Annotated in this window: 28 protein-coding genes; 11 read left to right on the top strand and 17 right to left on the bottom strand. The window is 49.7% G+C overall.

Annotated features, from left to right (window positions below):
* Window positions 1-12: 12 nt before the first annotated feature.
* The 9 genes from ACZ45B_RS12525 to ACZ45B_RS12565 all read right to left on the bottom strand — a co-directional run bounded on the left by ACZ45B_RS12525 (window position 13) and on the right by ACZ45B_RS12565 (window position 5,311).
* Window positions 13-360, bottom strand: coding sequence for an ArsR/SmtB family transcription factor (locus tag ACZ45B_RS12525; protein WP_024546664.1), 348 nt, complete (start codon window positions 358-360; stop codon window positions 13-15).
* Window positions 361-417: 57 nt separating this feature from the next.
* Entirely contained in the window at window positions 418-912 is a 495-nt protein-coding gene (accB, locus tag ACZ45B_RS12530; RefSeq protein WP_024546663.1) for an acetyl-CoA carboxylase biotin carboxyl carrier protein, read from the bottom strand.
* Between the two features lie 84 nt (window positions 913-996).
* Window positions 997-1,554: an elongation factor P gene (efp, locus tag ACZ45B_RS12535; RefSeq protein ID WP_024546662.1), complete on the bottom strand. Its 558-nt coding sequence runs from the start codon at window positions 1,552-1,554 to the stop codon at window positions 997-999.
* A gap of 85 nt (window positions 1,555-1,639) precedes the next feature.
* A complete protein-coding gene (locus tag ACZ45B_RS12540) occupies window positions 1,640-2,317 on the bottom strand; it encodes a ComF family protein (RefSeq protein ID WP_029681952.1) in 678 nt (225 codons plus the stop codon).
* 13 nt (window positions 2,318-2,330) lie between these two features.
* On the bottom strand, window positions 2,331-2,576 hold the full coding sequence (locus ACZ45B_RS12545) for a DUF2283 domain-containing protein (protein ID WP_236612500.1): 246 nt from the start codon (window positions 2,574-2,576) through the stop codon (window positions 2,331-2,333).
* Window positions 2,577-2,578: 2 nt separating this feature from the next.
* The gene (locus ACZ45B_RS12550; protein ID WP_029681951.1) at window positions 2,579-2,845 is read right to left on the bottom strand and encodes a DUF4258 domain-containing protein; all 267 of its coding nucleotides are present in this window, start codon (window positions 2,843-2,845) and stop codon (window positions 2,579-2,581) included.
* Between the two features lie 106 nt (window positions 2,846-2,951).
* Window positions 2,952-3,863, bottom strand: coding sequence for a cupin domain-containing protein (locus ACZ45B_RS12555; RefSeq protein ID WP_024546658.1), 912 nt, complete (start codon window positions 3,861-3,863; stop codon window positions 2,952-2,954).
* A 250-nt stretch (window positions 3,864-4,113) separates the two neighbouring features.
* Entirely contained in the window at window positions 4,114-5,073 is a 960-nt protein-coding gene (gene accD / locus ACZ45B_RS12560; RefSeq protein ID WP_024546657.1) for an acetyl-CoA carboxylase, carboxyltransferase subunit beta, read from the bottom strand.
* Window positions 5,074-5,101: 28 nt separating this feature from the next.
* Window positions 5,102-5,311: a hypothetical protein gene (locus tag ACZ45B_RS12565; RefSeq protein ID WP_024546656.1), complete on the bottom strand. Its 210-nt coding sequence runs from the start codon at window positions 5,309-5,311 to the stop codon at window positions 5,102-5,104.
* A gap of 119 nt (window positions 5,312-5,430) precedes the next feature.
* Here ACZ45B_RS12565 and mutT point away from each other — a divergent pair, with 119 nt between their 5' ends.
* Entirely contained in the window at window positions 5,431-5,826 is a 396-nt protein-coding gene (gene mutT / locus ACZ45B_RS12570) for an 8-oxo-dGTP diphosphatase MutT (RefSeq protein ID WP_024546655.1), read from the top strand.
* A gap of 104 nt (window positions 5,827-5,930) precedes the next feature.
* On the opposite strand, the gene rnc is transcribed toward mutT, so the two are convergent.
* Entirely contained in the window at window positions 5,931-6,650 is a 720-nt protein-coding gene (rnc, locus tag ACZ45B_RS12575; RefSeq protein WP_024546654.1) for a ribonuclease III, read from the bottom strand.
* 93 nt (window positions 6,651-6,743) lie between these two features.
* On the opposite strand from rnc, the gene ACZ45B_RS12580 reads away from it, so the two are divergent.
* The 3 genes from ACZ45B_RS12580 to ACZ45B_RS12590 all read left to right on the top strand — a co-directional run bounded on the left by ACZ45B_RS12580 (window position 6,744) and on the right by ACZ45B_RS12590 (window position 11,904).
* Window positions 6,744-7,226, top strand: coding sequence for a hypothetical protein (locus ACZ45B_RS12580; protein WP_024546653.1), 483 nt, complete (start codon window positions 6,744-6,746; stop codon window positions 7,224-7,226).
* A 59-nt stretch (window positions 7,227-7,285) separates the two neighbouring features.
* Window positions 7,286-10,288: a UPF0182 family protein gene (locus ACZ45B_RS12585; protein WP_024546652.1), complete on the top strand. Its 3,003-nt coding sequence runs from the start codon at window positions 7,286-7,288 to the stop codon at window positions 10,286-10,288.
* Window positions 10,289-10,395: 107 nt separating this feature from the next.
* A complete protein-coding gene (locus ACZ45B_RS12590) occupies window positions 10,396-11,904 on the top strand; it encodes a bifunctional metallophosphatase/5'-nucleotidase (RefSeq protein ID WP_029681949.1) in 1,509 nt (502 codons plus the stop codon).
* Window positions 11,905-11,977: 73 nt separating this feature from the next.
* Here ACZ45B_RS12590 and ACZ45B_RS12595 read toward each other — a convergent pair whose 3' ends face one another.
* Window positions 11,978-12,232 (bottom strand): CRR7 family NDH-1 assembly protein, encoded by a 255-nt coding sequence (locus tag ACZ45B_RS12595; protein WP_024546650.1) that lies wholly within the window; start codon window positions 12,230-12,232, stop codon window positions 11,978-11,980.
* A 37-nt stretch (window positions 12,233-12,269) separates the two neighbouring features.
* On the opposite strand from ACZ45B_RS12595, the gene ACZ45B_RS12600 reads away from it, so the two are divergent.
* Window positions 12,270-13,700 (top strand): protein adenylyltransferase SelO, encoded by a 1,431-nt coding sequence (locus tag ACZ45B_RS12600; protein ID WP_029681948.1) that lies wholly within the window; start codon window positions 12,270-12,272, stop codon window positions 13,698-13,700.
* A 43-nt stretch (window positions 13,701-13,743) separates the two neighbouring features.
* The gene (locus ACZ45B_RS12605) at window positions 13,744-13,923 is read left to right on the top strand and encodes a PCP reductase family protein (RefSeq protein WP_024546648.1); all 180 of its coding nucleotides are present in this window, start codon (window positions 13,744-13,746) and stop codon (window positions 13,921-13,923) included.
* An 8-nt stretch (window positions 13,924-13,931) separates the two neighbouring features.
* On the opposite strand, the gene lpxB is transcribed toward ACZ45B_RS12605, so the two are convergent.
* The 3 genes from lpxB to fabZ are packed head-to-tail and all read right to left on the bottom strand — an operon-like array spanning window position 13,932 to window position 16,455.
* Window positions 13,932-15,134: a lipid-A-disaccharide synthase gene (gene lpxB / locus ACZ45B_RS12610; protein ID WP_024546647.1), complete on the bottom strand. Its 1,203-nt coding sequence runs from the start codon at window positions 15,132-15,134 to the stop codon at window positions 13,932-13,934.
* A 6-nt stretch (window positions 15,135-15,140) separates the two neighbouring features.
* Complete coding sequence (gene lpxA / locus ACZ45B_RS12615) at window positions 15,141-15,938, bottom strand: acyl-ACP--UDP-N-acetylglucosamine O-acyltransferase (RefSeq protein WP_024546646.1); 798 nt, start codon at window positions 15,936-15,938, stop codon at window positions 15,141-15,143.
* A gap of 49 nt (window positions 15,939-15,987) precedes the next feature.
* Window positions 15,988-16,455, bottom strand: coding sequence for a 3-hydroxyacyl-ACP dehydratase FabZ (fabZ, locus tag ACZ45B_RS12620; protein WP_024546645.1), 468 nt, complete (start codon window positions 16,453-16,455; stop codon window positions 15,988-15,990).
* Between the two features lie 216 nt (window positions 16,456-16,671).
* Here fabZ and ACZ45B_RS12625 point away from each other — a divergent pair, with 216 nt between their 5' ends.
* Window positions 16,672-17,871, top strand: a complete 1,200-nt coding sequence (locus ACZ45B_RS12625) for an argininosuccinate synthase (protein WP_024546644.1) — start codon at window positions 16,672-16,674, stop codon at window positions 17,869-17,871.
* Between the two features lie 190 nt (window positions 17,872-18,061).
* Here the strand turns inward: ACZ45B_RS12625 and ACZ45B_RS12630 are convergent, their stop codons facing one another.
* The gene (locus ACZ45B_RS12630; protein WP_024546643.1) at window positions 18,062-19,105 is read right to left on the bottom strand and encodes a fatty acid desaturase; all 1,044 of its coding nucleotides are present in this window, start codon (window positions 19,103-19,105) and stop codon (window positions 18,062-18,064) included.
* A gap of 54 nt (window positions 19,106-19,159) precedes the next feature.
* Here ACZ45B_RS12630 and ACZ45B_RS12635 point away from each other — a divergent pair, with 54 nt between their 5' ends.
* The 4 genes from ACZ45B_RS12635 (at window position 19,160) to cobA (ending at window position 21,165) form a co-directional block, all read left to right on the top strand.
* Window positions 19,160-19,372: a hypothetical protein gene (locus ACZ45B_RS12635; protein WP_024546642.1), complete on the top strand. Its 213-nt coding sequence runs from the start codon at window positions 19,160-19,162 to the stop codon at window positions 19,370-19,372.
* Between the two features lie 106 nt (window positions 19,373-19,478).
* Window positions 19,479-19,796: a TMEM165/GDT1 family protein gene (locus ACZ45B_RS12640; protein WP_024546641.1), complete on the top strand. Its 318-nt coding sequence runs from the start codon at window positions 19,479-19,481 to the stop codon at window positions 19,794-19,796.
* Window positions 19,797-19,896: 100 nt separating this feature from the next.
* Window positions 19,897-20,184: a TMEM165/GDT1 family protein gene (locus tag ACZ45B_RS12645; RefSeq protein ID WP_024546640.1), complete on the top strand. Its 288-nt coding sequence runs from the start codon at window positions 19,897-19,899 to the stop codon at window positions 20,182-20,184.
* 210 nt (window positions 20,185-20,394) lie between these two features.
* Window positions 20,395-21,165, top strand: coding sequence for a uroporphyrinogen-III C-methyltransferase (gene cobA / locus ACZ45B_RS12650; protein WP_024546639.1), 771 nt, complete (start codon window positions 20,395-20,397; stop codon window positions 21,163-21,165).
* On the opposite strand, the gene ACZ45B_RS12655 is transcribed toward cobA, so the two are convergent.
* The gene (locus ACZ45B_RS12655) at window positions 21,148-22,785 is read right to left on the bottom strand and encodes an acetolactate synthase large subunit (protein ID WP_024546638.1); all 1,638 of its coding nucleotides are present in this window, start codon (window positions 22,783-22,785) and stop codon (window positions 21,148-21,150) included. The two genes, cobA and ACZ45B_RS12655, sit on opposite strands and share 18 nt — an antisense overlap.
* Window positions 22,786-22,830: 45 nt before the next feature.
* On the bottom strand, window positions 22,831-24,195 hold the full coding sequence (locus tag ACZ45B_RS12660) for an NAD-dependent succinate-semialdehyde dehydrogenase (RefSeq protein WP_024546637.1): 1,365 nt from the start codon (window positions 24,193-24,195) through the stop codon (window positions 22,831-22,833).
* Window positions 24,196-24,332: the final 137 nt, after the last annotated feature.

The following is a 24,332-nucleotide window of genomic DNA, read 5'->3' on the forward strand; positions in this document are numbered from 1 at the left end:
TTCGCCTCAAGGTCAAAGCACAAGAGAAGTATTCCGAAATTTCTTGGCCTGTTCTTCAATGCGCTCCGCCAGACGGTTGCAAACGAGGTTGCATAAATCGTAGATGAGTTCGTCACTTACCCGGTAATAAGCAGAAGTACCTGCACTACGACGTTGTAAGATACCAGCCTGGAGCATAATCTTGAGATGTTTAGATACATTCGCTTGACTGGTGTCGGTTGCGATCACTAGATCTTGGACACAATGCTCACCATCCCGCAAGATGCTGAGAATCCTGAGACGCATCGGTTCTCCCAGAACACTAAAGTATGAAGCTACCTGTTGAAGGACTTCTGGGGAGATCGAAGGGTCGTCGGGCATTGATTTTCTCTGCAAAAACACGTTTAAGCTTATTGTATCAACTGCACACCAAACTGGTTATGCAGGGTTGATCCACATCAGAGTTTGTCCAAACTCAATGGGTTCACCATCTTCAACGACAATTTTTACCACTTCGCCACTAATTTCCGCTTCAATTTCATTCATTAATTTCATCGCTTCGATGATGCAAACGGTTTGTCCGTTGCCCACGCGATCGCCAATGGCCACAAAGGGTGATTCCCCTGGCGCTGGAGAGCGATAGAAAGTACCAACCATGGGGGAAGTAATGGGAACCCACTTATCATCAATGGTGGCGCCAGTTGTCGGTGCTTCAACGGGGGTTACCTCTGGGGTCGTCGTTGTTTGAGCAACAACGGCTGCTGGGTTAGCTTGAACAATTACCTCGGGGGAAGCGACCAGCGGGGCAGCGGTAACAACTGTTCCTTTACTCACCCGGAGCTCAAAATCATCGGTTTTGAGCTCGAACTCGGTGACATTGGTCTGACCAATGGTAGATAGTAACTCTTGGATCTCTTGTAAATTGATAGCCACAGAACAAGTTATTCCTCACAACTGCATGGGTAGGGGGAGATCCAAAAACTTTAAATCTGGATCTCCAGAAAAGTTCGTCTTTCGTTATTCGCGTCCGAGATAGGTATCGCTGCGGGTGTCGATTTTGATCCGCTCACCGATGGAGATAAAGAGGGGGACATTTACCTGGGCACCGGTAGAGACGATCGCCGGTTTTGTCCCACCTGTGGCGGTGTCGCCTTTAACGCCAGGGTCAGTTTCAGTGACTTCGAGGACGACGGTATTTGGTAATTCTACGTCAATAACCTGGGTATTCCAGAACAAAACGTTTACTTCCATTTCTTCCATGAGGTACTTCACGCGATCGCCGATTTGATTTTCGGTTAAGCGGACTTCCTCATAGGTTTCCATATCCATAAAGACAAAATCGTCACCTTCTTTATAGGTATGTTGCATGGTGCGTTTGTCTAAAACAGCCTGGGGCACGGTTTCACCGGCGCGGAAAGTTTTTTCAACCACACTGCCAGTCTGGGCATTTTTGAGTTTGGTGCGTACAAAGGCAGAACCTTTACCAGGTTTTACGTGGAGAAATTCGACGACGCGCCATACAGAGCCGTCTAATTCAATGGAGGTACCAGTACGGAAGTCATTACTTGAAATCATGGAGCTTTAGCAACATTATGGGCTTGCATAATCAAACCATATTCTACCGTTGATAGGGAATTTTCCAGCCAAATTCCTTCTGCACTCACCGTCGGCTTGTTTCTTTTTTTGGGGTGGCGATCGTCCCAATGCCATAAACTTTCAGCCCTGCTTTGGTCAAGGTGCGCTGCGCTTCAGCGGCAGTTGTCCCGGTGGTGTAGATGTCATCGATCAATAAAATCGGTTGTTTTGGTAATTTTTGAGTCCCTTGGAGATCGAGGGAAAAAGCCTGTTGCAGTTCCTGCTGTCGTTGTGGCACAGTCAGCTCAAAGAGGGCTTGGGTGGCTTTGGTCCGTCGTAGGATTCGGGGGCTGTAACGTAGCTTACTAACTCGGGCAAATTGACGGGCAATCAGTTCTGCCTGGTTAAAACCCCGCTGTTTTTGTTTTTCGGGGTGCATCGGAATGGGAACGACGGTTAAGGTTGACAAATGCGGAAAAGATTGGCGCCACTGCAAACCCAGTTGTGTGCCGAGCCATTGCCCCAGTTGGGGGTGATTGTTATATTTCATCGCGGCGATCGCCCGTTTGAGAATGCCATCATATTGGCCCCAAGCAAATAGCGGTAGATCCCCGCGCCAGTAGCGTTTTGGATTAACTAACTTTGTTTGGTGCAGTTGGCGATCGCAGTCGTTACAAACCACGTTGACTCCAGGGCGATCGCATAGAGGACATTTATCCTGAAGGAAAAGAGAAAGAAAATCCTGAAAAAGCTTCATGCCCATGGGCGCAATCTATCTAGACGTGACTTGCATTTGCAAAAAAGACTTGTAACTGTTCATAAGCACTCACTGGCATTTGAGACTTTAAGCTTTGCCATTGGCTCGGTTGAAGCGATTTAACCCCTAACAATTCCAAAGCAATAACGTTTTCGTTCTGGTCATAATCTAAAATTACACCTGCACTAATTTCTTCAGACTCAAGATAATTCCCCTCCTGAATCTTAAGATAGGCGGTATCCGTTTCTGGGTCGTATTCGATCATGTTCATCCCTTAAAGCCCCTGTCAAAAAATACAGTGATAATTACAGGAGGTTGTTTTTCTGGATTGTAAACAACCCTCAAAGCACGATTTCCATATTCTGGAATGCGCTTCCAAACCCTTAGAGCATTCGTCCTCTCATCCCGATCAACATAATCAGGTTCTGCTAAAGCTCGTTGTATCCACGCTGGATCAATACAATTGCGATCACTTCGTTGTAAAACTTCATGGGCGTGATGGGAAAGAATATACCCATCAAGAGGATCAGCCATAGATATTACCGATATTCTAGCTCCACTGATTTTAAGTCGTTTGAGAAAAACAAAAACTCTCCTCAATTGGGAGAGCCTCAAAGAATTAGCGGCTGATAGTGCCGATTTACTTGGCAAATTGAATATCAAGGGTGCGCATATAAATCTGCATCCCTGCGTCTTGCACTGGGAAAACAAACGCATCGGCATCGGATTCGTTGTGGTGGGAGTGCCACAGGCTCGGCGGCGTCACAAAAACGCTGTTGGGCTGCCACATGACTTTTACGGGGTTAATGATATTACCGTCGTTGTCTAAGGATTTCCCGATCAAAGTGTAGGTATTTTCCTTAGCAGAGACCGCGAGATCTAAGGCGATGGAATTATGACGGTGTGGCTTTTGGGAAGAATGGGGTGGTACGAGATTGTATAAAGACCACATGGTATGGGTGGCGGTGCGGGTGGCTTCACTTTCAGGGTTGCCTAAAATCACACCATTGCGATTGAGGTTGCGACGGATGCCCTCTTCACGGATTCGCTCGATTTCACCATTGAGATATTCACCTGCATAAAAAGCCGGTTCAAAGCGGGGAGCTGTGGGCCGGACCCCTAAATAGGCCAACATCGGCGCGTCATGGACCCAGTACAGGGCACTATCTTCGTCGGCATAGTGGGTGACACCAGCATTCATCGGCAGGGTAAAGGAATCACCTTTTTTCCACTCGAGTACGCCATATTCTGTTTCTGTGCGTCCAGCGCCGCGCATCACATAAAAAACTTCGGAACTAGAAGCAGCGATCGCCTGAATTTTTTCCCCGGGCTTGATGCGGATGTAGTTAGCGAGGAGATTGGGAGTTGTGGCAGGATATTTCGTGCCCAATTCTGGAGCCAGATCTAGGGCAATAATGCGCGTTTCTCCGGTTTCATGGAGTCTGGCAGGAAAAGCACGAATCGGCACTTCTGCAAGGCGTGGGTTTGCGGCCTTGTGATATTCCCAGCTCAGGGCTGTTTTTTGCCAAGTTTGATTGATCACATTTCCCATATCCCTACTCCCGTTTGACCTGAATCAATAACTTCAAGAAAAAAAATGTCCCTCTGCGCGGCGCTCGAAAATGAGTTATTGGCCTGCGGCAAAGAGATCTTTAACTAAAGTTAACATGAATGCCTGCAAGAACAGTACATTTGGCAACAAAATCCCTGAAGCATGGCATTTATTCACTTAATCATTGGGAGATCTTGACAGTAAAGTCTCCGATAAACTGGGAGGCGATCGCCAAAATCAGGGTCTAACTTTATTTATAAAAATCATTAGTAGAAGTAGAAGCAACTGGCTCATAGACCTTTTCTTTTTCCACCTGGGGAGCCAACTGTAATTCCGGCAAAATGGGATGAAAAGGCTGATGCAAGCTGATCATCTGCGCCAAGGTTTTCTTGAGGGCTGTACGGGGGACGATCGCATCGACAAAACCATGTTGCAGTAGATATTCTGAAGTCTGGAAATCATCGGGGAGCTTTTCCCGTAGGGTCTGTTCAATCACACGGCGTCCGGCAAAACCAATGGTCGCTTTGGGTTCAGCAATAATGAGATCGCCTAGCATCGCAAAACTGGCAGTGACTCCCCCGGTAGTAGGATTCGTTAACACAGGGATATACAGTAATTTTTTTGCCCGATGCCGTTCAAGGGCTCCGGAAATTTTCGCCATCTGCATCAGGCTGAGCATCCCTTCCTGCATTCTTGCACCGCCGGAAGCGCAAATTACCACCACAGGCAAATCTTCGGCAGTACCATGTTCAATGAGACGGCAAATTTTTTCCCCGACCACAGAACCCATGCTGCCCCCCATAAAGGCAAAATCCATCACAGCTAGCGCCATGGGTAAGCCATCAATCAACCCTGTACCTGTCATGACTGCATCGGTTAGGCCTGTTTTTTCTTGGTAATCTTTCAGGCGATCGCCATAGGCTTTTTTATCACGAAATTCTAGGGGATCCGTGGGAGCAATGGTCTGCCCAATCTCTGTCCAAGTGCCTTCATCAATAAGCTGGCGGATGCGTTCCCGGCTCCCCACTCGATTATGAAAACCACACTCTTTGCAGACCATTTGGTTGTTGCGCAGATCCTTGGTGTAAGTCAGAGCATCGCAAGATTTGCACTTTGTCCAGAGGCCATCGGCGATCTCTCGCTCCTGTTGGGGTTGGAGCTGGGTTTCGGAATTTTGGCGATTTGCGGCAAACCAATCAAAGAGAGACATAGGCGGTTAGGGCGAAACACAAATGGTTTTAAGGGGCATCTTCTGGGGGACTGAGCAAAAGCAACGCTGTCCATTGATCTTGCGATCGCACTTGGAGGGCAGCTTGGCTACCTTGGCCAAAATAAATTCCCAGTCCAATATCAAGGACACGGTTGGGGATGCTGTGGGCAGAGAGGATTTCTCCCATCATCTCAGCTTCCCAACGGGCTTTGGTGGTCTTAATTGTAATCCAAGTCACAGTTTAGAAAAAGTCGCAAGGCACATCCCTACCGAATCATTGGCACAATCCCTAAGGAGGTCAGGCTTTGGGGGAATCTCCTATAATAGTTGGGTTTTGCGTCATGGGAGAGATTAGGCATGGCTTTGCCCCATAAACATATTGGTGTGGCAGTGATTCACAATGACCAGGGGGAAATTTTAATCGATCGCCGCCTGAATACCGGGGAAATGGCAGGACTATGGGAGTTTCCCGGGGGAAAAATCGAGCCGGGAGAAACGGTGGAAGCTTGTATTGCTCGGGAAATTAAAGAAGAAATCAACCTGGACGTTCAGGTGGGCGATCGCCTGATTTTAATCGAACATAATTATCCTAAATTTAGGGTTTCCCTCCATGTTCATTGGTGTCGGCCCACCGGGGGAGAAGCTCTGGCGATCGAGTGCCAAGAGATCCGTTGGGTTAAGCCAGCAGAATTAGGGCAATATCAATTTCCGGAGGCCAATCAAGCCATCATCGATGCCATCCAAAGAAGTTAGCGGAACTAAGGGAACGAAAACTTCGTCTTAGGCAGCATATGATGGTGTGAGGCCAAAAAAAAGCGTCGGCGGATCGTAACTAGGACAGATCCCTCGGCGCTTTTTTACGGTTGGGGGCGGCAATCATCGAGGGGGGCGATCGCCTCGAACGCCATGCGAGCAGCGGCCTGTTCTGCGGCTTTTTTGGAGCGACCAACCCCCTGACCCAAAAGATTATCGCCGAGCCAGACTTTCGCTAGAAATCGTTCTTCTTCGTGGTGGAAATGAACATTTTCCGTCACCTGGTAGGTGGGCAGTTTTTGATATTCCCCCTGGCTCCAGGTTTGCAGAGCATCTTTATAGTTTTCCCGGGCTGGGTCGCGTTTGATTTCAGCCGCTTTGAGGCGGAGGTGATCATCTAACCAGGGATGCACCAAGCTCAAATCGTTGGTCGTCAAAAAAAGTGCCCCAAGCATTGCTTCAAAGGCATCAGCCAACAGAGAAATTTCCCCTGCACCATGGTAATGGCCATGGTAAAGCAGATACTTCTTTAAATTGTAAAAATGGGCAAATTCCGCCAAGGTGCGATCACTGACTAGAATCGAGCGAATCGCGGCAAATTCCCCCACCGGTTCATCGGGATATTCGCTGTAGAGCACTTCTGAGGCCGCTAAACGAACGACCGCATCACCGATAAATTCTAGTTGTTCATAGTTCTTGTCAGGCGAAATACTGGGGTGGGTGAGGGCAAGATCTAAAAGTTCCCAGCGGATGCCCAGGTTGTCAGGCAGACCCAGGCGATCAATGAGGCGATAAAGACTTTTTTGGCGTTGGGGAGGGAGCATGGGAGTCCTTGGGGGCAGTAACCGGGAACTTTGCCGGGGGCTTTTCGTCTACCCTATACACCATAGCAATTTGAGTTGACATCAGCAGATACCATGGGCATTCTTAGACGAAAAATATCTCAGCTAACCCTCTTCTCTGTTTTGGTCGCAGGGGGGTTCGTCCTTAGTCCTGAGGCGATCGCCAAACCCAACAATGCTCGGAGAGGTGGCCAGGGTTTTAGTCAGATTGAGCGGACATCGAGTCCCCAAACATGGCAAGACATTCTGACAGACATTCGCAATGAATATCGCGATATTCCTGAAGACCGTTTCAACCAACTGCGTAATGATGATCGATTCCGCAACCAGCTTTTTTCGCTCTTTCTCGGTCAGGTGGGCGATCGCATTAATATCCGTGACATTCTAGTAGATGTTTTGCTTGGGTCTAACAATCGTGTTGGTCGGAATGGTTCCTATATTTACAATATTGACCGCAATTGTTTACCCCCCGGCCAGCGCCAGCGCCTCGATGCTGGGAACCCGATTCCCCCGGGAATCCTCCGCAAATGTGGCCGCCCCGTCTTCCGAAACAATTAATCCTTAAAATCCTTAACCCCTGGTGATTTTTGTCCCAGCAAGTCGATACAATCGGCACTATGGGTAAAAAATGGTCGTTTGTCATCTATATCGGTTGTGCGATCGCCGCCAGCTGGGGTTTATTTGAGCTCTTTTCCCGCTTCCTAGTAGAGCAGTTTTGGTTTGCGGAGGTGGGCTATCGCTCTGTTTTCCTAAAGCAGGTGATCCTGAAAGTCAGCCTGTGGCTCTTGGGCTTCGGCTGCTCCTTTGCTTTGCTTTGGTTCAACTATCGAGTGGCAAACCGACAACAATGGCAGACAATGCCCGGTCGCTCAGAAGATGGTGTTTCAAAGGGTCAGGAAGGTAGTTCTTTCTCTGATGCCTGGCAACAACTTGTGGTCACCCAAAAACCCCAGCTGAGGCTCCCAACAGACTCTCCCAGCATTGGCTTTCGGGGGCTTTTACTCTTGATGGGGGGATTTAGTGTACTGGTTGTTTTAGTGCTGTTTCACTATGGTTCTGTCGCCTGGGAAATGAGCCAGGGGGAACCAAGTTTACCCCTGTTGACCCCCACACTCCCGGATCTTCTGGCCTTCCAATCGCTACATAATCTGTGGGAATTTAGCCAACAACAACTCTGGCGGGTCGCGATCGCCACCTTGATGATCGGCGGCATCCTGTGGCAGCGATGGTTTTCTCTGCGGGCGATCGCCGTGGTCTTGAGCCTCTGTTTTGGGACAATCCTCGCGAACAACTGGGTACGGGTGTTTCAGGGGTGGTTTAGGATCGATTTCGGACAAACGGAGCCGATCTACGGCCATGACGTAGGCTTTTATGTCTTTACCCTACCCATTTGGCAAATTCTCGATTTCTGGCTCGAAGGATTGTTTCTTTATGCCCTGGTGAGTGTCACCCTCTGTTACCTTCTGTCTGGTGAAAGTTTTTCCCAGGGCAAATTCCCTGGCTTCAGCCCGGCCCAGCTCTGTCATATCGATCTTCTGGCTGGCTGCTTATTCCTCACCATTGCTGGACGCCATTGGCTGACACGCTATGAGCTACTGTATTCTAAGCTGGGTGTTGTTTATGGGGTTGGCTACACCAACATCAACGTAAACCAGCATGTGGAAGCTCTCTTGGCCCTTGTTGCCCTGGCGATCGCCTCCTGGTGCTTTGGTCTCGTTTGGTACCAGGGCCGCCGCCAAAAAATCACGAATCAACCCCGTCAGACCCAGGTTTTCATGGGGATTTGGTTATATCTGGGCATGATGGTAACGGGTTTAGTGCTCTCCGTAGCGAGTCAGCGGCTCATTGTACAACCTAATGAACTGGCCCAAGAGCGTCCCTATCTAGAACACAGCATCGCCTCGACCCGTGCAGCCTTTGGTCTGGGGGCGATCGAATCAAAAGTTTTTAACCCTGATGGTGCATTAACTGCGGCCGATATTGCCAATAATCCCCTCACCATTGACAATATTCGCCTCTGGGATAGCCGCCCTGTTCTGCAGACAAACCGGCAACTCCAGCAAATTCGCTTATACTATCGCTTTCTTGATGCAGATATTGACCGCTACACCCTCCGCCTAGAAGCGGATCAAGAGCCGACCCAACAACAGGTGATCATCGCGCCTCGGGAATTGGACTATGAAGCTGTACCAGAACAGGCCAAAACCTGGGTGAATAAGCATCTCATTTACACCCATGGCTACGGTTTTACGGTAAGCCCAGTGAACCGAGCAGAATCTACTGGATTGCCCCAATACTATGTGCAAGATATCGGCGCCGGTGAAACTGATGATGATGATAATTTAACCACCTTGACCCCCTTGGTACGGGAGGCAATTCCCATTGGTCAACCGCGTATCTATTACGGAGAATTAACAAACAACTATGTAATGACTGATACCAAGGTGCAGGAACTGGACTATCCAAGTGGTGAGGATAATCGCTACAACACCTATGACGGCACGGGGGGAATTGATTTTGGTAATCCTTTGAAGCGTTTGATATTTGCCCAGTATCTTCGGGATTGGCGGATTTTATTGTCTAATGATTTGACCGAAAATACGCGCCTGCTGATGCGGCGCAATATCAATGAACGGGTGCAGGCGATCGCCCCCTTTTTGCGCTTTGACCATGACCCTTATTTGGTGGTGACTGACACAGGGGAAACGAATCGGTTGGGCGAAAAAAATTATCTCCACTGGATTATCGATGCCTACACCACGAGTGATCACTATCCCTATTCAGATCCTGGGGAGCATCCATTTAATTACATGCGCAACTCCGTGAAAGTGGTGATCAATGCCTACAATGGCACGGTGCGATTTTACATAGCAGATCCCACTGATCCGATGATTCAAACTTGGGAAAAAGCTTTTCCAGAATTATTTCGCCCTTTAAATGAGTTGCCGGGCAATCTCAAGAGCCATCTGCGCTATCCCACCGACTTTTTTAAGGTGCAGTCGGAGCGGCTCTTGAGCTACCACATGCAGGATCCTCAGGTCTTCTACAATCGCGAAGATCAATGGGAAATTCCCCAAGAACTATATGGCAGCGAATCCCAGCCGATCGCCCCCTATTATCTAATCATGCGTTTCCCGACGGTAGCCACAGAAGAATTTATCCTCCTCCATCCTTACACTCCCACCAGTCGCCCGAACTTGATCGCCTGGTTAGCGGGGCGGGCTGATGGCGACGAATATGGCAAGCTCTTGCTCTATCAATTCCCGAAACAAAAACTGGTCTATGGCCCCGACCAAATCGAAGCACTGATCAAACAAGACCCCATTATTTCCCAGCAGATTTCCCTCTGGGATCGGGAAGGATCGCGGGCAGTACAGGGAAATTTATTGGTGATTCCCATTGAACAATCGCTGCTCTATGTGGAACCCCTCTATCTAGAAGCGGATGAAAATAGTGTACCAACCCTTGCTCGGGTGATCGTTGTCTATGAAAATCAAATTGTGATGGCCCGTAATTTAGAAACGGCTCTGAAGACGATTTTTCAGCCAGACCAGGTGCCGCCCCAGGAGGAGACGATTTTACGCGATCTCGAAACAGATAGACGTGTGCCACCAATCTAAGGAATTTCGCCCCTAGCGAAATGTCAAAAATTATGAGCGATCGCCCTCCATTTTTCGCAACCTCACCCATGATGAAAGGATCGTTGCTAGATGGTGGATATTGACTGATGATTTGTGACGTTTTTGCTAAAGTTTGCCGCTCTCCCCTGCTGCTACTGGGTACGGTTATGAGCTGGGCGATCGCCCCATTGCCCCTCTGGGCGGAAACCGTGCAATTCCAGTTGCTCCACCTCAATGATGTCTATGAAATTACCCCCATCGCTGGGGGGACCATTGGCGGCTTGGCTAGACTGGCAACATTGCGCCATCAGCTCCGCGAAGAAAACGCCCAAACGTTCACGGTGCTAGCGGGGGATCTCCTAAGTCCGTCGGCCTTGGGTACAGCAGTCGTAAATGGCGATCGCCTGGCGGGGAAACATATCGTCGATGTGATGAATCAGGCCGGCCTAGATTTGGCAACCTTTGGGAACCATGAATTCGATTTGAGTGAAACCCAGTTTCAGCAACGGCTGTCGGAGTCAGAGTTTCAGTGGTTTTCAGGCAATGTACTGACGGCCACCGGTGAACCCTGGGAGAATGTACCGCCCTATGTGATCAAAACGATTTATGGTGAGGCGGGAACGCCAGTGCAGGTCGGTTTTGTGGGGGTGACGATTCCTAGCAATCCTGCGAACTATGTCACCTACCTCAATCCCCGTGAACAGATGACTAAGCTGGTGGCGGAATTGGCCCCTAAAACTGATGTAATTGTGGCGGTAACGCACCTTGCAATTCAGGATGACCATTACCTCGCTGAAAATATCCCAGAAATTGATCTCATTTTGGGGGGCCACGAACATGAAAATATTCAACAATGGCGCGGCGCCGACTTTACACCGATTTTTAAGGCCGATGCCAACGCCCGCACGGTGTATATCCATCATCTCAGCTATGACACCGAAACTGAGCAACTAACTATTCAATCGCGTCTACAACCCATCACAGAGGCGATCGCCCCCGATCCAGCGATAGAACAGGTGGTAAATCATTGGCAACAACTGGCTTTCGATGGTTTCCGTGCCAACGGTTTTGAGCCGGAACAGATCGTTACTGAAAGCCCAATTGCCCTAGATGGTTTAGAAAGTTCGGTGCGGAATCAAGGGACTGCTTTAACGGAAATTATTGCCCAATCGATGTTAACGGCAACCCCGACGGCAGAATTGGCTTTTTTTAATGGCGGTTCGATTCGTGTAGATGATGTGCTGCCCCCCGGCCCGATTTCCCAATATGATGTGATTCGGATTTTGCCCTTTGGTGGGAACTTAGCCACCGTTGATATCAAAGGGCAAACCCTAGAACGGATTCTTAATCAGGGTTTGGCGAACCAAGGTACAGGCGGCTATTTGCAAATGGCAGGGGTCACCTTGATCCCGGATGCTCAAACATGGCAGATAGGCGATCGCCCCTTAGATCCCCAACGAATTTATCGGGTGGCAGCAACGGAATTTCTGATCTCTGGGCGGGAAGTGGGCCTCGATTTCTTGACTCCTGATCATCCTGATGTAACCCTGATCGAAACCGGGGAAGATGTGCGTTTTGCCTTTATTCAACAACTCCAGCAGCAATGGGCCGATTAGAACCCTCCCCAGCAGGGAACAAAAAGTCTCTCTTGCGAAGGGAGATTTAGAGGGATGTGGGGATAAGGATGCCCTATTTCTCAAAGCGCACCGCATACCACTGCAAAAAGCCCTCCTCGATATCCAGTTCACAATAATCTTCGAGAAGTTTTTCAATTTGTGCTGTCTGGGAAGGCAATGACGCTAATTCCGTAGGCAGTAAATCCGGTTGGGCTGCAAACAGATCATGGAAAAAGGTGCGGATTTCGTCCGGCTCCATCAATTGCTCCGGGTGGTCGTGGCGCAACACCACATAACCATCCACTTGGTACATAATCGGATCTGCCATAATATCCCTTAATGCTTTTTAGTTTAATTGTACGCCCATGGCCCCCATCAGTGAGCTCACCCAAAATCCCCTCGTTTGTTTGCCCTATGAGCAAGCATTTGCAAGCCTGGGCGATCGCCTATCTGACGTGGTGACAGCGGCGGACTTTCCCCACCATGAGCTCCGGTTCCGCAACGATGCAATTTTAGAGAAATTGGGCTTAGATCCGGCCCAGGTGGAAGATCAAGATTTTATCGAAGCCTTTGGCCAATTCCAAGCGCCCCACCCCCTGCGGGCCATGTGTTACCACGGCTATCAGTTTGGCCAGTACAATCCTCAGTTGGGTGACGGGCGGGGTTTTCTCTACGGACAGGTGCGGGCCGCCGATGGCTTGCTCTATGACCTGGGCACCAAGGGTTCTGGCCAGACCCCCTATTCCCGCAATGGCGATGGCCGTTTAACCCTCAAGGGCGGTGTCCGAGAAGTTCTGGCCGCAGAAGCGTTGCACCAACTGGGAGTAAACACTTCCCGCTGCTTGAGTCTGATTGAAACGGGGGAATCCCTCTGGCGGGGTGATGAACCTTCGCCCACCCGGTCTTCGGTAATGGTCAGGTTTCAGCGATCGCATATTCGTTTTGGCACTTTTGAGCGGCTCTATTATTTGCAACGGCGGGATTTATTGCAGCAGCTCCTCGACCATGTGGTGGAACATTACTACAGTGAATATGTTGGTGATCCCGATGCCTATGCCCTGTTTTACGCCGATTTGGTGAAGCGGGTGGCGCAGTTGACGGCCCAATGGATGGTGGCAGGTTTTTGCCACGGGGTATTAAATACGGACAATATGGCGATTACGGGGGAAAGTTTTGATTATGGCCCCTATGCTTTTATTCCCAGCTATGATCACAAGTTTACGGCGGCTTACTTTGACTACAGCGGCCGATATAGCTATGGCAACCAACCGATGATCTGTCGCCTGAATTTGGAAGCGTTGCAGATGCCCCTTGCCCTGGTGATGGATAAGCAAGATTTGGCGGCGGGCCTAGGGGAATATGACGCGGAATATACCCAGACTTACCAGGCGTTAATGTTGCGTAAATTAGGGTTTGAGACCCTGCCCAGTGACTTGGGGACAGATTTATTTGCCCTCACGCTGAAGTTATTGGCAGAAACCCAGACGGGCTACCATGACTTTTTCTTCCAGTTAGCGGCTCAATTTAACCATGCCTGGCGATCGCACCCTGAAACAATCTTGGAAAACAGCGATCTCTCCGGGTCACTGTTTGAGCAATGGCAAGGCCTTTATCAACGGGCCTTACAGGAAATGCCAGAGGGAGAGTTGACGCAAATGGGCGATCGCCTAACTACCCAAAACCCCAAGACAGCCTTGCTGCGCCCAGTGATTGAATCCGTTTGGGAGGCGATCGCCACCGAAAATAACTGGCAACCCTTTAGTGACCTGCTCGACAGGATTCGCACCAGACAATAATCTTTTTAGTGGAATATTTGCGACCTTTACCGAGATTAAACCCATGGAATGGACTGATGAAGCCAAAGAGCTCTTTAAAAAAATCCCCTTTTTTGTGCGACGCTTTGCAAAGGGAAAGATCGAAAAACTCGCTGAAGAAATGGGCGCCACAGTAATTGACAAAGACATTTACATCCAAGCAAAAGCCCAATTTAACGATCCAAAAAAATCTGGTGATAGCTAGATTTGCCCTCAGATTTTGGCAGTAGAGTAATTCAGAATATCGATCGCCGCCACATCACAGGTAGAACCATCCCCCATGGCGGCGCGCATTTCTGCATAATCGTGCAAAAGCTGCTCCCGTCGCTCCGGGTTACGGAAAAAAGCAAGGGATTCTTGGGTAATCCGATCGGCGCTTGCCTCATGCTGCAGCAGTTCAGGAACGATCGCCCGCATGAGCATTAAGTTGACTGGGCACATAAAGGGGATTGAAAACTTCAAGACAATATGAGACAGCCAGTAGGTGAATGGGTGCACCTTATAGAGCACCACCTGGGGCACATTTAGGAGGGCAATCTCAAGATTCACTGTGCCTGATTTGGTGATCGCCAAATCAGCAGCGGCGATCGCCAAAGGTACTTGTTGGGGATCCTCGATCAAAATCGCATTTAAACCGGCCCCATTAACCGCATCTTCGAGGGTTTTGCGGTATTGCGGCAAAGCCACAGGGACTAAAAATTTCACCCCAGGGATCTGCTGTTGAATATTCTGTGCCGCCTTAACAATTACGGGCAAAAGGTACTTAAGCTCCTGGCGGCGAGACGCGGGCAAAAGAGTGACGATAGTCTGATCTGGGTTTAATCCAAGCTGTTCACGGGCAATGGGCTTCGGCGGGTATTTCGCCATATGCCCCACCAGGGGATGGCCAACCCACTTCACATCGACGCCATATTCAGCAAAATAACGAGCTTCTTCGGGAAAAATAGCAAGAATTCGATCCGTTACTCTAGCGACGGCCTCACTGTGCTCCAACGCCTTGGTCAGCCATTGGGTACACCGCCCTTCAAAAGACCAAACCCAAGCCTGGGGAGCAATGTAATAAATCACAGGCACCTGGGGTAAATGACGACGAATAAACTCACCAATTGCCAAATTTGGTCCCACATAATCAATCAAAATGAGAATATCTGGTGGGTTTTCCTGGAGATATTTTTTGGCCCGTCGCTGCAAGCGGAGCGTCGGAATGATAAAAGGGAGAGCTTCAATGAGGCCAATGGAACCAATTTTTGTGGTATTACCCAACAGCATTGCCCCAGCCTTTGCCATGCGATCGCCGCCCAAAGCTGTAATCTTTAGGTCAATGTCTAAGGCTTCGGCTTGGCGAAATAGGGCTTCCACCAAAAGGCTCCCCTGGAGATCGCCGGATACTTCTCCTGTGCTGATAAAAATATGCATGGGGAACTAACTCCGTTTTCCCGGAATTAAACCCCGACGACTTGGATCAAGGGCCTTTTCGAGGAATTGTTGCAGGTGGCGCAGGTGTTCATGGTCACCTATTTCGGTAAATTTGGCGATCGCTTCAGCGGTTTTTAGATCAGAGCGGTATAGGAGTCGGAAAGCCTGTTTCAACAAGCCCATCTCATCGCTAGATAGGCCACTGCGCTTCAGACCGACCAGATTCAGTGAGCGCACCTTCGAGGGATTCCCTTCCACTAGCATAAATGGTGGCACATCTCGATCAATACGGCTCATACCGCCCAGCATTGCCATTTTGCCAATGCGAACAAACTGGTGAATCCCCAACATCCCGCCAATAACCGCCCGGGACTCAATCTCCACATGGCCGGCGATCGCCACATTATTGGCGATGATAATGTTATTTTCTAAGGCACAATTGTGAGCCACATGGACATAGGCCATTAGGAGGTTATTGTCACCAATGACTGTTTTTTCCCCTACTGCCGTTGCCCGGTTCACCGTCACGTATTCACGAAATGTATTGCGATCGCCAATTTTTACCAGACTCGCTGCCCCCTGGTATTTAAGGTCTTGCGGTTCCAAACCGATCGCCGCCCCCGGATAAAAACGATTACCCACACCAATATGCGTATGGCCATCAATCACCACATGGGCATCAATCACCGTTTCCGCGCCGATCACCACATGCTCCCCGATCACAGCATAGGGGCCAATTTGCACCGTTGGATGAATTTGGGCGTTGGGGTGAACCACCGCCGTCGGATGAATCAGAGTACTCAAATGAATTCTCCAGTTTGCTCCATAATAATTTAGTGGACTTTTGGCCCAGTTACTCAAAATTCAGCCGTGAAAAAAGCATTTCCCCTTCCACTGCCACTTGACCATCTACCGTGCCAAACCCTTTCATCTTCGCGATGCGTTTAGCTTTGACGGTCAGTAGTTCCACCGTCATGATCAACTGATCACCGGGAACAACCGGGCGACGGAAACGTACTTTATCAATCCCGGCAAAGGCAAAAAAACTATCTTCCATCCCTGGCATCTGGGTCAAAATAAACCCACCGACTTGGGCCATGGCCTCTACCATAAGCACCCCTGGCATGATGGGATGGTTGGGGATATGCCCCTGAAAATGAGGCTCGTTGAAAGTGACATTTTTTAAACCCACAGCTTTTTCACCGGGGACATATTCCAGGATGCGGTCTACCAGAGAAAAAGGGTAGCGGTGCGGTAGTAGTTTTTGAATTTGCTCGACGGGAATCGGCTGGACTAAGTTTCCGGTCTGTTCTGATGTCATGGGCAATGTTTGATCAATAGCAGTCTCTGCGGCTCATTTACATTACTACAAAATGTTGCGATTCTTACTGGACTGTGGCTGTTCGACATAGCACCGCCAGGCGATCGCCTGTCACCATTCCCTGATGGGGGCAAAACTCCGTGCCGTTCAGACCTTTTCCGAGGCAGTGTCAGGCTATAATCTGCCTTGATTCATCTATATACGGTATTTAAGACTATGGGTCGCGCAGAAAAAGTTGTCCTCGCCTACTCCGGCGGCGTTGATACATCCGTTTGCATCCCCTATCTCATGGAAGAATGGGGTGTTAAGGAAGTGATTACCTTAGCAGCGGACTTGGGACAGGGTGAGGAACTAGGCCCAATTCAACAAAAAGCCTTAGATTCTGGCGCCTCCATTTCTCTCGTTGAAGATGGTCGTGCCGAATTTATCACCGACTACGCTTTTCCTGCAATTAAGGCCAATGCCCTATACGAAAATCGTTATCCCCTCGCCACAGCCCTTGCCCGCCCCTTAATTGCCAAAATGCTTGTCCGGGCCGCTGATAAATATGGTGCTGATGCTGTTGCCCATGGTTGTACGGCCAAAGGGAATGACCAAGTGCGCTTTGACCTGGGTATTTTGGCCCAGAACCCCGACATCAAAGTCCTCGCCCCAGCACGGGAGTGGGGTATGAGTCGTGAAGAGACGATCGCCTATGGAGAAAAATTTGGAATTCCTTCCCCAGTGAAAAAATCGTCTCCTTTTAGCATCGATAAAAACCTGCTTGGCCGCAGTATCGAAGCTGGCCCCCTGGAAGATCCGATGTGCGAACCCCCGGAGGAAGTCTTTGAAATGGTGAAGGCGATCGCCGATACCCCAGACGAACCGGAATATTTGGAGATTGGCTTTGAAGCAGGTATTCCGGTCAGTGTGAACGGAGATGCCCTTGGCCCCATCGAGCTGGTGTCTAAACTGAATGAAATCGTTGGCAACCATGGCATTGGTCGCATTGACATGATTGAAAATCGTGTTGTCGGCATTAAATCCCGCGAAATTTATGAATCTCCAGCAATGTGCGTCCTGATTGATGCCCACCGAGATCTTGAAAGCCTTACTTTGACGGCTGATGTTACCCAATACAAGCGCGGTATGGAACAGACTTATTCGGAGCTGATTTATCGTGGCCTATGGTTCTCACCCCTAAAACAGGCGGTGGATGCATTTATCAACCAGACCCAGGCGCGGGTGACGGGGGTTGTTCGCCTCAAACTTCATAAGGGCACGGCGAGAATCGTTGGTCGTCGTTCAGAAAAATCGATCTATACACCAGATTTGGCAACCTATGGTGCTGATGACCGCTTCAACCATGAAGCAGCGGAAGGCTTTATTTACATTTGGGGCCTACCGACCCGTGTTTGGGCCCAGGCGAGTAAGTAATTCTCTCCTTTTCACAGAATAGCTAGGGCTAGGGGAAGGTTCCTATTAACATACCAAAAACCGCCTCTATCCCTTTATCCGCTGCCGCAACACACCCTAGTTTCTGGGGTGCAATAAAAAACACCCCAGAAACTAGGGTGTGTCGAGCTTTAGGCTAAAAAACGTTTTTAAAAATTGTTTTTTAAAAGGATTAGCGCTTCTGGTGCTGCGCAAAAGACATATAGTTGCGCTCTGGATCGTAGAGGTGACATTCTTCGGTGATGGCTTTCATCAAATCCCAGGAAAACTTAGTTTCATAGAGATAGTCACCCCAGTGCTCTTTGATGCTGGCGTAGGCCTTGCGGAGATTGTAGGAAGGAATGCCAGTGGAAAGGTGGTGGGGCACATGAACATTAATGTCATGGCAAAGGACTTCAACCCATTTGGGGTAGTCACAGTGCACGGTGCCAGACAGTTGGGCGATCGCCTCGTTCCATTGGCTGCGGTAGCTAAAGGGAATTTCTGGAACAGTGTGGTGCACAAGGGTAAAGGTGCTCATCCAGAAATGATACCCAATCCAAGGCATCAGCCAAAACTTCACCACCCCCCAAACGCCGAGGGTATAGAACATCACTGGAAAGGCGATCGCCCCGGCAATAATTACAAATAATGCTGAAAAGCGCACCTGTTCCCGTTGCTTACCTTCAAACTGGAACCAGTTAAAGTGCAGCTTTAGCTGGTGGATAATCGACGCAAGCCACCAGAGCTTACCCCGGATCGCGCGGTAGACAATACGAATGAGTGCTGGCGAGCTGTCATAAAGCTCAGGGGTAAAGGGCGCCCAAGCATTATCCTCATCCATGTTATTGGTGTAGCGGTGGTGATGGTTATGGAGAATGCGCCAGGCATGGAAGGGGTAAATCAGTGGTAAAAAGGCGAAGTGTCCCACCAAATTGTTTACCCAATTTTTCCGGGCAAAGGAACGGTGTCCGCAATCATGGCCAATTACAAAAAAACCCGTTAGGGCAGTTCCAGTCAAAAACCAAACGGGCAGGAGTAAATACCAGGGGGCGATCGCTAAGAGGGCGTAGCTACCTACCACCGCCGCCACACTTAAGAGCACCCTAGACCAAGCTTTTAGTGGATTTATTTCATAGACGGACCGGGGCAATGTATCGAGGATATCCCGTAACCGCAGATTTGGATGCTTTTCTAAAAGGGTTGTGGCACTAGGGCGCACAGAAACTGATGTCATTGATTATTGGTTGCGAAATGTAACATGGTTTCTAAAGGTTATACCACGATCACTATGCAAGCGCTTCTTTTTGATTATCGGGTTTGGCTCCTCGCAAGCCTCCATTGTTTCATGGGATTTTTGGCGGCCATTGTCTCATGGCGTAAAGGTTACAGCTTTCGGCATTGGCTGGGTTGGGGGTTGATTGGGGGTACACCGACTCTCCTTTTTGCCCTCGGGCGATCGCCTCATAATTCCCCCCAGAATCCTGAGAAAATCACCTCCTAGCCTCTCCCATCACATTCCCCGGGGGGCCTATTTCTTCACTTTTTTTTCATATTTACCGGAAATAACTGATAAACTAGCCGATGATTTCATCATTTTTCCACGCAATATGACGGCCAGTCACTCCCCCAAATCAGCCAAAAGCTGGAGCATTTGGACCATTTTTGGTTCCACGTTCCTGACTATTTTTATCGCCGAAATGGGAGACAAAACCCAACTGGCGACCCTTTTGATTTCAGCCCAAGCAGCGTCCCCCTGGGTCGTTTTTTTGGGGGCCGCTCTCGCTCTCATTGCCACCAGTTTGTTGGGGGTGATCATTGGTTACTGGTTAGCCCGGAAGCTCGCCCCCGATGTGTTAGACATGGTGGTGGGGGTTTTATTGCTGGTGATTGCTGGCTTACTGATTGTGGATATGCTGGCCCCATAATCACCGTCCACCATCCAAATCTTTGTTTTTGGCACTAGGGCACAAGTTTGCATCATTCAACCTAAATTTTTCCCAGCAATATTTCAAAACGATGGCAGAAATTGATTGGCAACTCCTCGGTCTTACTTTTATCACTATTTTTCTGGCTGAGATTGGCGACAAGAGCCAGTTGGCGGCGATCGCCCTCGGGGGCAGTTCCAAATCTCCCGTTGCTGTCTTTTTTGGTTCTGTAACTGCCTTGATTACTACCAGTCTCTTGGGGGTGCTTGCGGGGGGAGCCGTTGCGGTTTTTATTCCGGCCCAAGTCCTCAAAGGTCTCGCGGCGATCGGGTTTACAGCTCTGGCCGTACGCTTACTCTGGTATCCTTCCCAGGACAATGATGAGTAGAGGCAAATTTGGGTAGGCACTTTTGCCTTTTCCCAGGGCAATGTTCCCAAAATCTGTACCATAGGCGAAATTACTTGCTCTTTTTTCAGCCCTGCAAAAGCGTGAAAAAGCAGTTAAAGATACAGAGAAAAAAAGTGGTCATGGTAATGTGGACTACTCTATTAAGCTCTTGTCTTTCTTGGCTTTTATCAATTCCGCGCAACGAATTTTATGACCCCAAGCAGTCCCGTTGGCAAAGTTTATTTGGTGGGTGCTGGTCCTGGTGATCCGGGCCTCCTGACACTCAAGGGTAAAACCCTCCTCGAAATGGCCGATGTTGTCGTCTATGATGCCCTGGTGAGCGAACCGATCTTGGCGATGATCAACCCCCAAGCAGAGCGCATTGATGCCGGGAAGCGTCGCGGGAGACATTCCCTCAATCAGACAGAAACCACACAGCTCCTCATTGAAAAAGCGAAAGAAAAGGCAATTGTTGTCCGGCTCAAGGGGGGTGACCCCTTCGTATTTGGTCGGGGGGGTGAAGAAATGGCAGATCTGCGGGCGGCGAATGTTCCCGTAGAAGTCGTGCCTGGCATCACTTCGGGGATTGCAGCTCCAGCTTATTGCGGGATCCCCCTCACTAGCCGTGGTTATAGTTGTTCGGCGACTTTTGTGACGGGCCATGAGGCAGCTGGGAAATATCAACCCCAGGTGAATTGGCAGGCGATCGCCCAGGGTTCAGAAACCTTAGTCATTTACATGGGCATCCATAATCTTTGCCAAATTATTCCCCAATTACTTGCGGGTGGATTAACCATAGACACGCCCATTGCCCTCATCCGTTGGGGCACCCGTCCCGACCAAGAGGAGCTGTTGGGAAACCTCGGTGATATCGTCGAGAAAGTAGAGAAAACGGGTTTTTCAGCTCCGGCGATCGCCATTATCGGTCGCGTCGTAGAGTTACACCCCCAATATGCGACTCTCCTACATCCGACAGATTAAGTCCCCCGCTTTTTGGGAGAATTTTACATTTTCGCTGTAGTCCACAGGGCAATCAATGACAGCGGGGACCGATTGGGCGAGGGCTTCCTTGAGGGTTGGTATTAACTCAGCAGCGCTGGTGATCCGGTATCCTTTGAGGCCCATGCTTTCGGCAAATTTTACGAAATCTGGGTTGCCAAATTCCACAAAGGCGGATGCCCCGAATTGATTAATTTGCTTCCAGCCAATCAGTCCATAGCCACCGTCGTTAAAAATGAGTGTGACAAAGTTTGCCCCGATGCGCAGGGCTGTCTCTAGCTCTTGGCAATTCATCATAAAGCCGCCATCCCCTGTGACAGCCACCACATTTCTTTGGGGATGGACTAACTTTGCAGCCACCGCCCCCGGAATCGCAAAACCCATTGCTGCAAACCCATTGGAAATGAGACAAGTATTCGGGCGATCGCAATGGTATTGCCTCGCCATCCACATTTTGTGAGCCCCCACATCGGCGATGACAATATCCTCCGGAGCCATCACTTGGCGCAGATCATAGATGATTTTTTGGGGCTTCACCGGAAAAAGATCATCCTTGCTGTAGTGTTCATAGTCATCGCGAATCTCTGCCCGCAGACTAAGAGATTTGGGGGCCGCTTTCCCACTCCGGTCTGTGCATTTGCCAATTTCTGTTAAAGCATTGACCATGTCTCCAACAACTTCTGTGAGGGGAATATAACTGCTGTCAATTTCAGCAGCAGTTTCACCGATGTGAATTATGGGGGTTGTGCCATCTGGGTTCCAACGTTTGGGGGAATATTCGATCAGATCATAGCCAACGGCAATTACCAGATCGCTCTGTTCAAAGGCACAGGTGACAAAATCTCGCTGTTGGAGACCGACAGTCCAGAGGGCAAGAGGATGACTATAGGGAATCGCCCCCTTGCCCATGAAGGTATTGACCACGGGAATATTGAGTTGGGAGGCAAAATTTGTGAGGGCTTCGGCGGCTCCGGCCCGGATTACACCATTACCCGCCAAAATCAGTGGATTTTTTGCCGAGGCGATCGCCTCGGCAGCGCGGTTCACACTCCGACTCGCTGCATAGATTTTGTCCCGGCCATCCCGCTGGAGAGGTTGTCCCTCTACGGCCATGGCAGCAATGTTTTCGGGTAGATCGATATGGACGGCTCCCGGTTTTTCCTGCTGGGCAATTTTAAAGGCGCGGCGGACAATTTCTGGGGTCGTATTGGGGCGAACAATCTGTTTATTCCACTTGGTCACAGGTGCAAACATCGCCACGAGGTCTAGATATTGGTGGGATTCAATGTGCATCCGGTCGGTACCCACTTGACCGGTAATCGCGATTAGGGGCGCCCCATCGAGGTTGGCATCGGCGACCCCAGTCATCAAATTCGTGGCCCCAGGCCCCAGGGTCGATAAACAAACCCCCGCCTTGCCCGTGAGACGACCGTAAACATCGGCCATAAAAGCGGCCCCCTGTTCATGGCGCACGGTAATAAAGCGAATTGTAGAGTTCTTGAGGGCTTCAAGAATCTGGAGATTTTCCTCCCCTGGTAGACCGAAAATATACTCTACCCCTTCATTTTCTAAGCATTGAATCAACAGTTCTGCGGTATTCATGGGCGATCGCCTCCTCAGGCACCAAATGATTGTGATCTAGAATGGCTAGTTAACGGAGACGGTTTTAGCATTCACAAAGGCGCGAATCCCAGATATTCCCAATTCTCGCCCATAGCCAGAGCGTTTAATTCCCCCAAAAGGCAGACGGGGATCCGATTTAACTAGGGCATTGATAAATACGGCCCCCGCCTCCAGGTCACGAATCAAGCGTTCCTGTTCTGCCAGGTCCTTCGTCCAAGCGCTCGCTCCTAGGCCGAAGGGAATATCATTCGCCAGGGCGATCGCCTGGTCTATATTTTTGACAATAAACACCATGGCGACAGGCCCAAACAGTTCCTCCTGAAGAATCGCAGCCCCTGGGGGAATATCTGTCAAAATCGTCGGCGGGTAGAAATAACCGGGGCTTTCTAAGGGCTGACCACCAACTAGCACTCTTGCCCCAGAGGCAATCGCTCGGTCTACTTGATTCACAATATCTCTTAAAATTTCCGCCGTGGCGAGGGGGCCAATGTCCGTATCTGGCGCCATGGGGTCGCCCACTTTTAGGTTGGCAAACTGCGCTTGGAACTTGGTCAGGAAAGTCTGGGCGATCGCCTCATGGAGAATAAAGCGTTTGGCTGCGATACAAGATTGACCATTGTTCATTGTCCGAGCTACTGTCCCCACCGCTACCGCTTCCTCGAGATCCGCCGATGGCAAAACAATAAACGGATCACTTCCCCCCAATTCCAGCAAAGTAGGTTTAATTTCTTGGCCTGCTAAGCGAGCCAAACTAGCCCCGGCAGGTTCACTGCCCGTTAGGGTAGCGGCTTTGATGCGGGGGTCTGTGATCACCTGTTCTACCTGGGATGCATCGATCAGCAATGTTTGAAAGACGCCTTCAGGCACCCCAGCTTGGGTGAAAATTTCAGCCACCGCCAAAGCACATTGGGGCACATTAGAAGCATGTTTTAAGACCGCCCCATTGCCTGCCATCAAAGCGGGGGCCGCGAAGCGAAACACTTGCCAAAAGGGAAAATTCCAGGGCATCACTGCCAAAATAACGCCCAGGGGTTGGTAGGAAACATAACTTTTTATGGCTTGGGTTTCGGCATATTCGTTAGCCAAGAACTGTTCACCATGCTCTGCGTAGTAACGACAAACGAGGGCACATTTCTCGGCTTCGGCGATCGCACTTTTTTTCGTCTTTCCCATCTCCAGGGTCATAATCGTTGCAAACTTTTCTGCATCTTGCTCTAGGATCAAGGCTGCATTTTCGAGCCACTGGCGTCGCTGGGCAAAACTGGTTAGTCGATATTGCTGAAATGCAGCTTGGGCGATTGCCAATTTGTGATTGATCTCCGTCGCAGTTAAGGCTTGGAAGCGCTGTACTATTTCTCCGGTTGTGGGATTGACCGTGGCGATCGCCATAATTTCCTCCTTGACCACTGCGGGCTTGGGGTTTTCCCTTTCTTTAGTGTAAGTGGGGATTTTTATGATTTTTAGCCCTAAAGATAAAGCGACACAATCCTTAAATATTCAATGACAGCAGTCGCTCTACTGGCAAT

The sequence above is a fragment of the Picosynechococcus sp. NKBG15041c genome (genome assembly GCF_055380235.1).

Excerpts from the sequence above, each read along its gene's own strand:
- ACZ45B_RS12635 (WP_024546642.1), top strand. The coding sequence starts at position 19,160 with ATGCAAGCGCTTCTTTTTGATTATCGGGTTTGGCTCCTCGCAAGCCTC.
- lpxB (WP_024546647.1), bottom strand. The coding sequence starts at position 15,134 with ATGCATATTTTTATCAGCACAGGAGAAGTATCCGGCGATCTCCAGGGG.
- mutT (WP_024546655.1), top strand. The coding sequence starts at position 5,431 with ATGGCTTTGCCCCATAAACATATTGGTGTGGCAGTGATTCACAATGAC.
- ACZ45B_RS12630 (WP_024546643.1), bottom strand. The coding sequence starts at position 19,105 with ATGACATCAGTTTCTGTGCGCCCTAGTGCCACAACCCTTTTAGAAAAG.
- ACZ45B_RS12640 (WP_024546641.1), top strand. The coding sequence starts at position 19,479 with ATGACGGCCAGTCACTCCCCCAAATCAGCCAAAAGCTGGAGCATTTGG.
- ACZ45B_RS12625 (WP_024546644.1), top strand. The coding sequence starts at position 16,672 with ATGGGTCGCGCAGAAAAAGTTGTCCTCGCCTACTCCGGCGGCGTTGAT.
- accD (WP_024546657.1), bottom strand. The coding sequence starts at position 5,073 with ATGTCTCTCTTTGATTGGTTTGCCGCAAATCGCCAAAATTCCGAAACC.
- rnc (WP_024546654.1), bottom strand. The coding sequence starts at position 6,650 with ATGCTCCCTCCCCAACGCCAAAAAAGTCTTTATCGCCTCATTGATCGC.
- ACZ45B_RS12555 (WP_024546658.1), bottom strand. The coding sequence starts at position 3,863 with ATGGGAAATGTGATCAATCAAACTTGGCAAAAAACAGCCCTGAGCTGG.
- cobA (WP_024546639.1), top strand. The coding sequence starts at position 20,395 with ATGACCCCAAGCAGTCCCGTTGGCAAAGTTTATTTGGTGGGTGCTGGT.
- efp (WP_024546662.1), bottom strand. The coding sequence starts at position 1,554 with ATGATTTCAAGTAATGACTTCCGTACTGGTACCTCCATTGAATTAGAC.
- ACZ45B_RS12580 (WP_024546653.1), top strand. The coding sequence starts at position 6,744 with ATGGGCATTCTTAGACGAAAAATATCTCAGCTAACCCTCTTCTCTGTT.
- ACZ45B_RS12660 (WP_024546637.1), bottom strand. The coding sequence starts at position 24,195 with ATGGCGATCGCCACGGTCAATCCCACAACCGGAGAAATAGTACAGCGC.
- ACZ45B_RS12590 (WP_029681949.1), top strand. The coding sequence starts at position 10,396 with ATGATTTGTGACGTTTTTGCTAAAGTTTGCCGCTCTCCCCTGCTGCTA.
- ACZ45B_RS12545 (WP_236612500.1), bottom strand. The coding sequence starts at position 2,576 with ATGATCGAATACGACCCAGAAACGGATACCGCCTATCTTAAGATTCAG.
- fabZ (WP_024546645.1), bottom strand. The coding sequence starts at position 16,455 with ATGACATCAGAACAGACCGGAAACTTAGTCCAGCCGATTCCCGTCGAG.
- ACZ45B_RS12540 (WP_029681952.1), bottom strand. The coding sequence starts at position 2,317 with ATGGGCATGAAGCTTTTTCAGGATTTTCTTTCTCTTTTCCTTCAGGAT.
- ACZ45B_RS12605 (WP_024546648.1), top strand. The coding sequence starts at position 13,744 with ATGGAATGGACTGATGAAGCCAAAGAGCTCTTTAAAAAAATCCCCTTT.
- ACZ45B_RS12595 (WP_024546650.1), bottom strand. The coding sequence starts at position 12,232 with ATGGCAGATCCGATTATGTACCAAGTGGATGGTTATGTGGTGTTGCGC.
- ACZ45B_RS12550 (WP_029681951.1), bottom strand. The coding sequence starts at position 2,845 with ATGGCTGATCCTCTTGATGGGTATATTCTTTCCCATCACGCCCATGAA.
- ACZ45B_RS12585 (WP_024546652.1), top strand. The coding sequence starts at position 7,286 with ATGGGTAAAAAATGGTCGTTTGTCATCTATATCGGTTGTGCGATCGCC.
- ACZ45B_RS12525 (WP_024546664.1), bottom strand. The coding sequence starts at position 360 with ATGCCCGACGACCCTTCGATCTCCCCAGAAGTCCTTCAACAGGTAGCT.
- ACZ45B_RS12655 (WP_024546638.1), bottom strand. The coding sequence starts at position 22,785 with ATGAATACCGCAGAACTGTTGATTCAATGCTTAGAAAATGAAGGGGTA.
- ACZ45B_RS12600 (WP_029681948.1), top strand. The coding sequence starts at position 12,270 with ATGGCCCCCATCAGTGAGCTCACCCAAAATCCCCTCGTTTGTTTGCCC.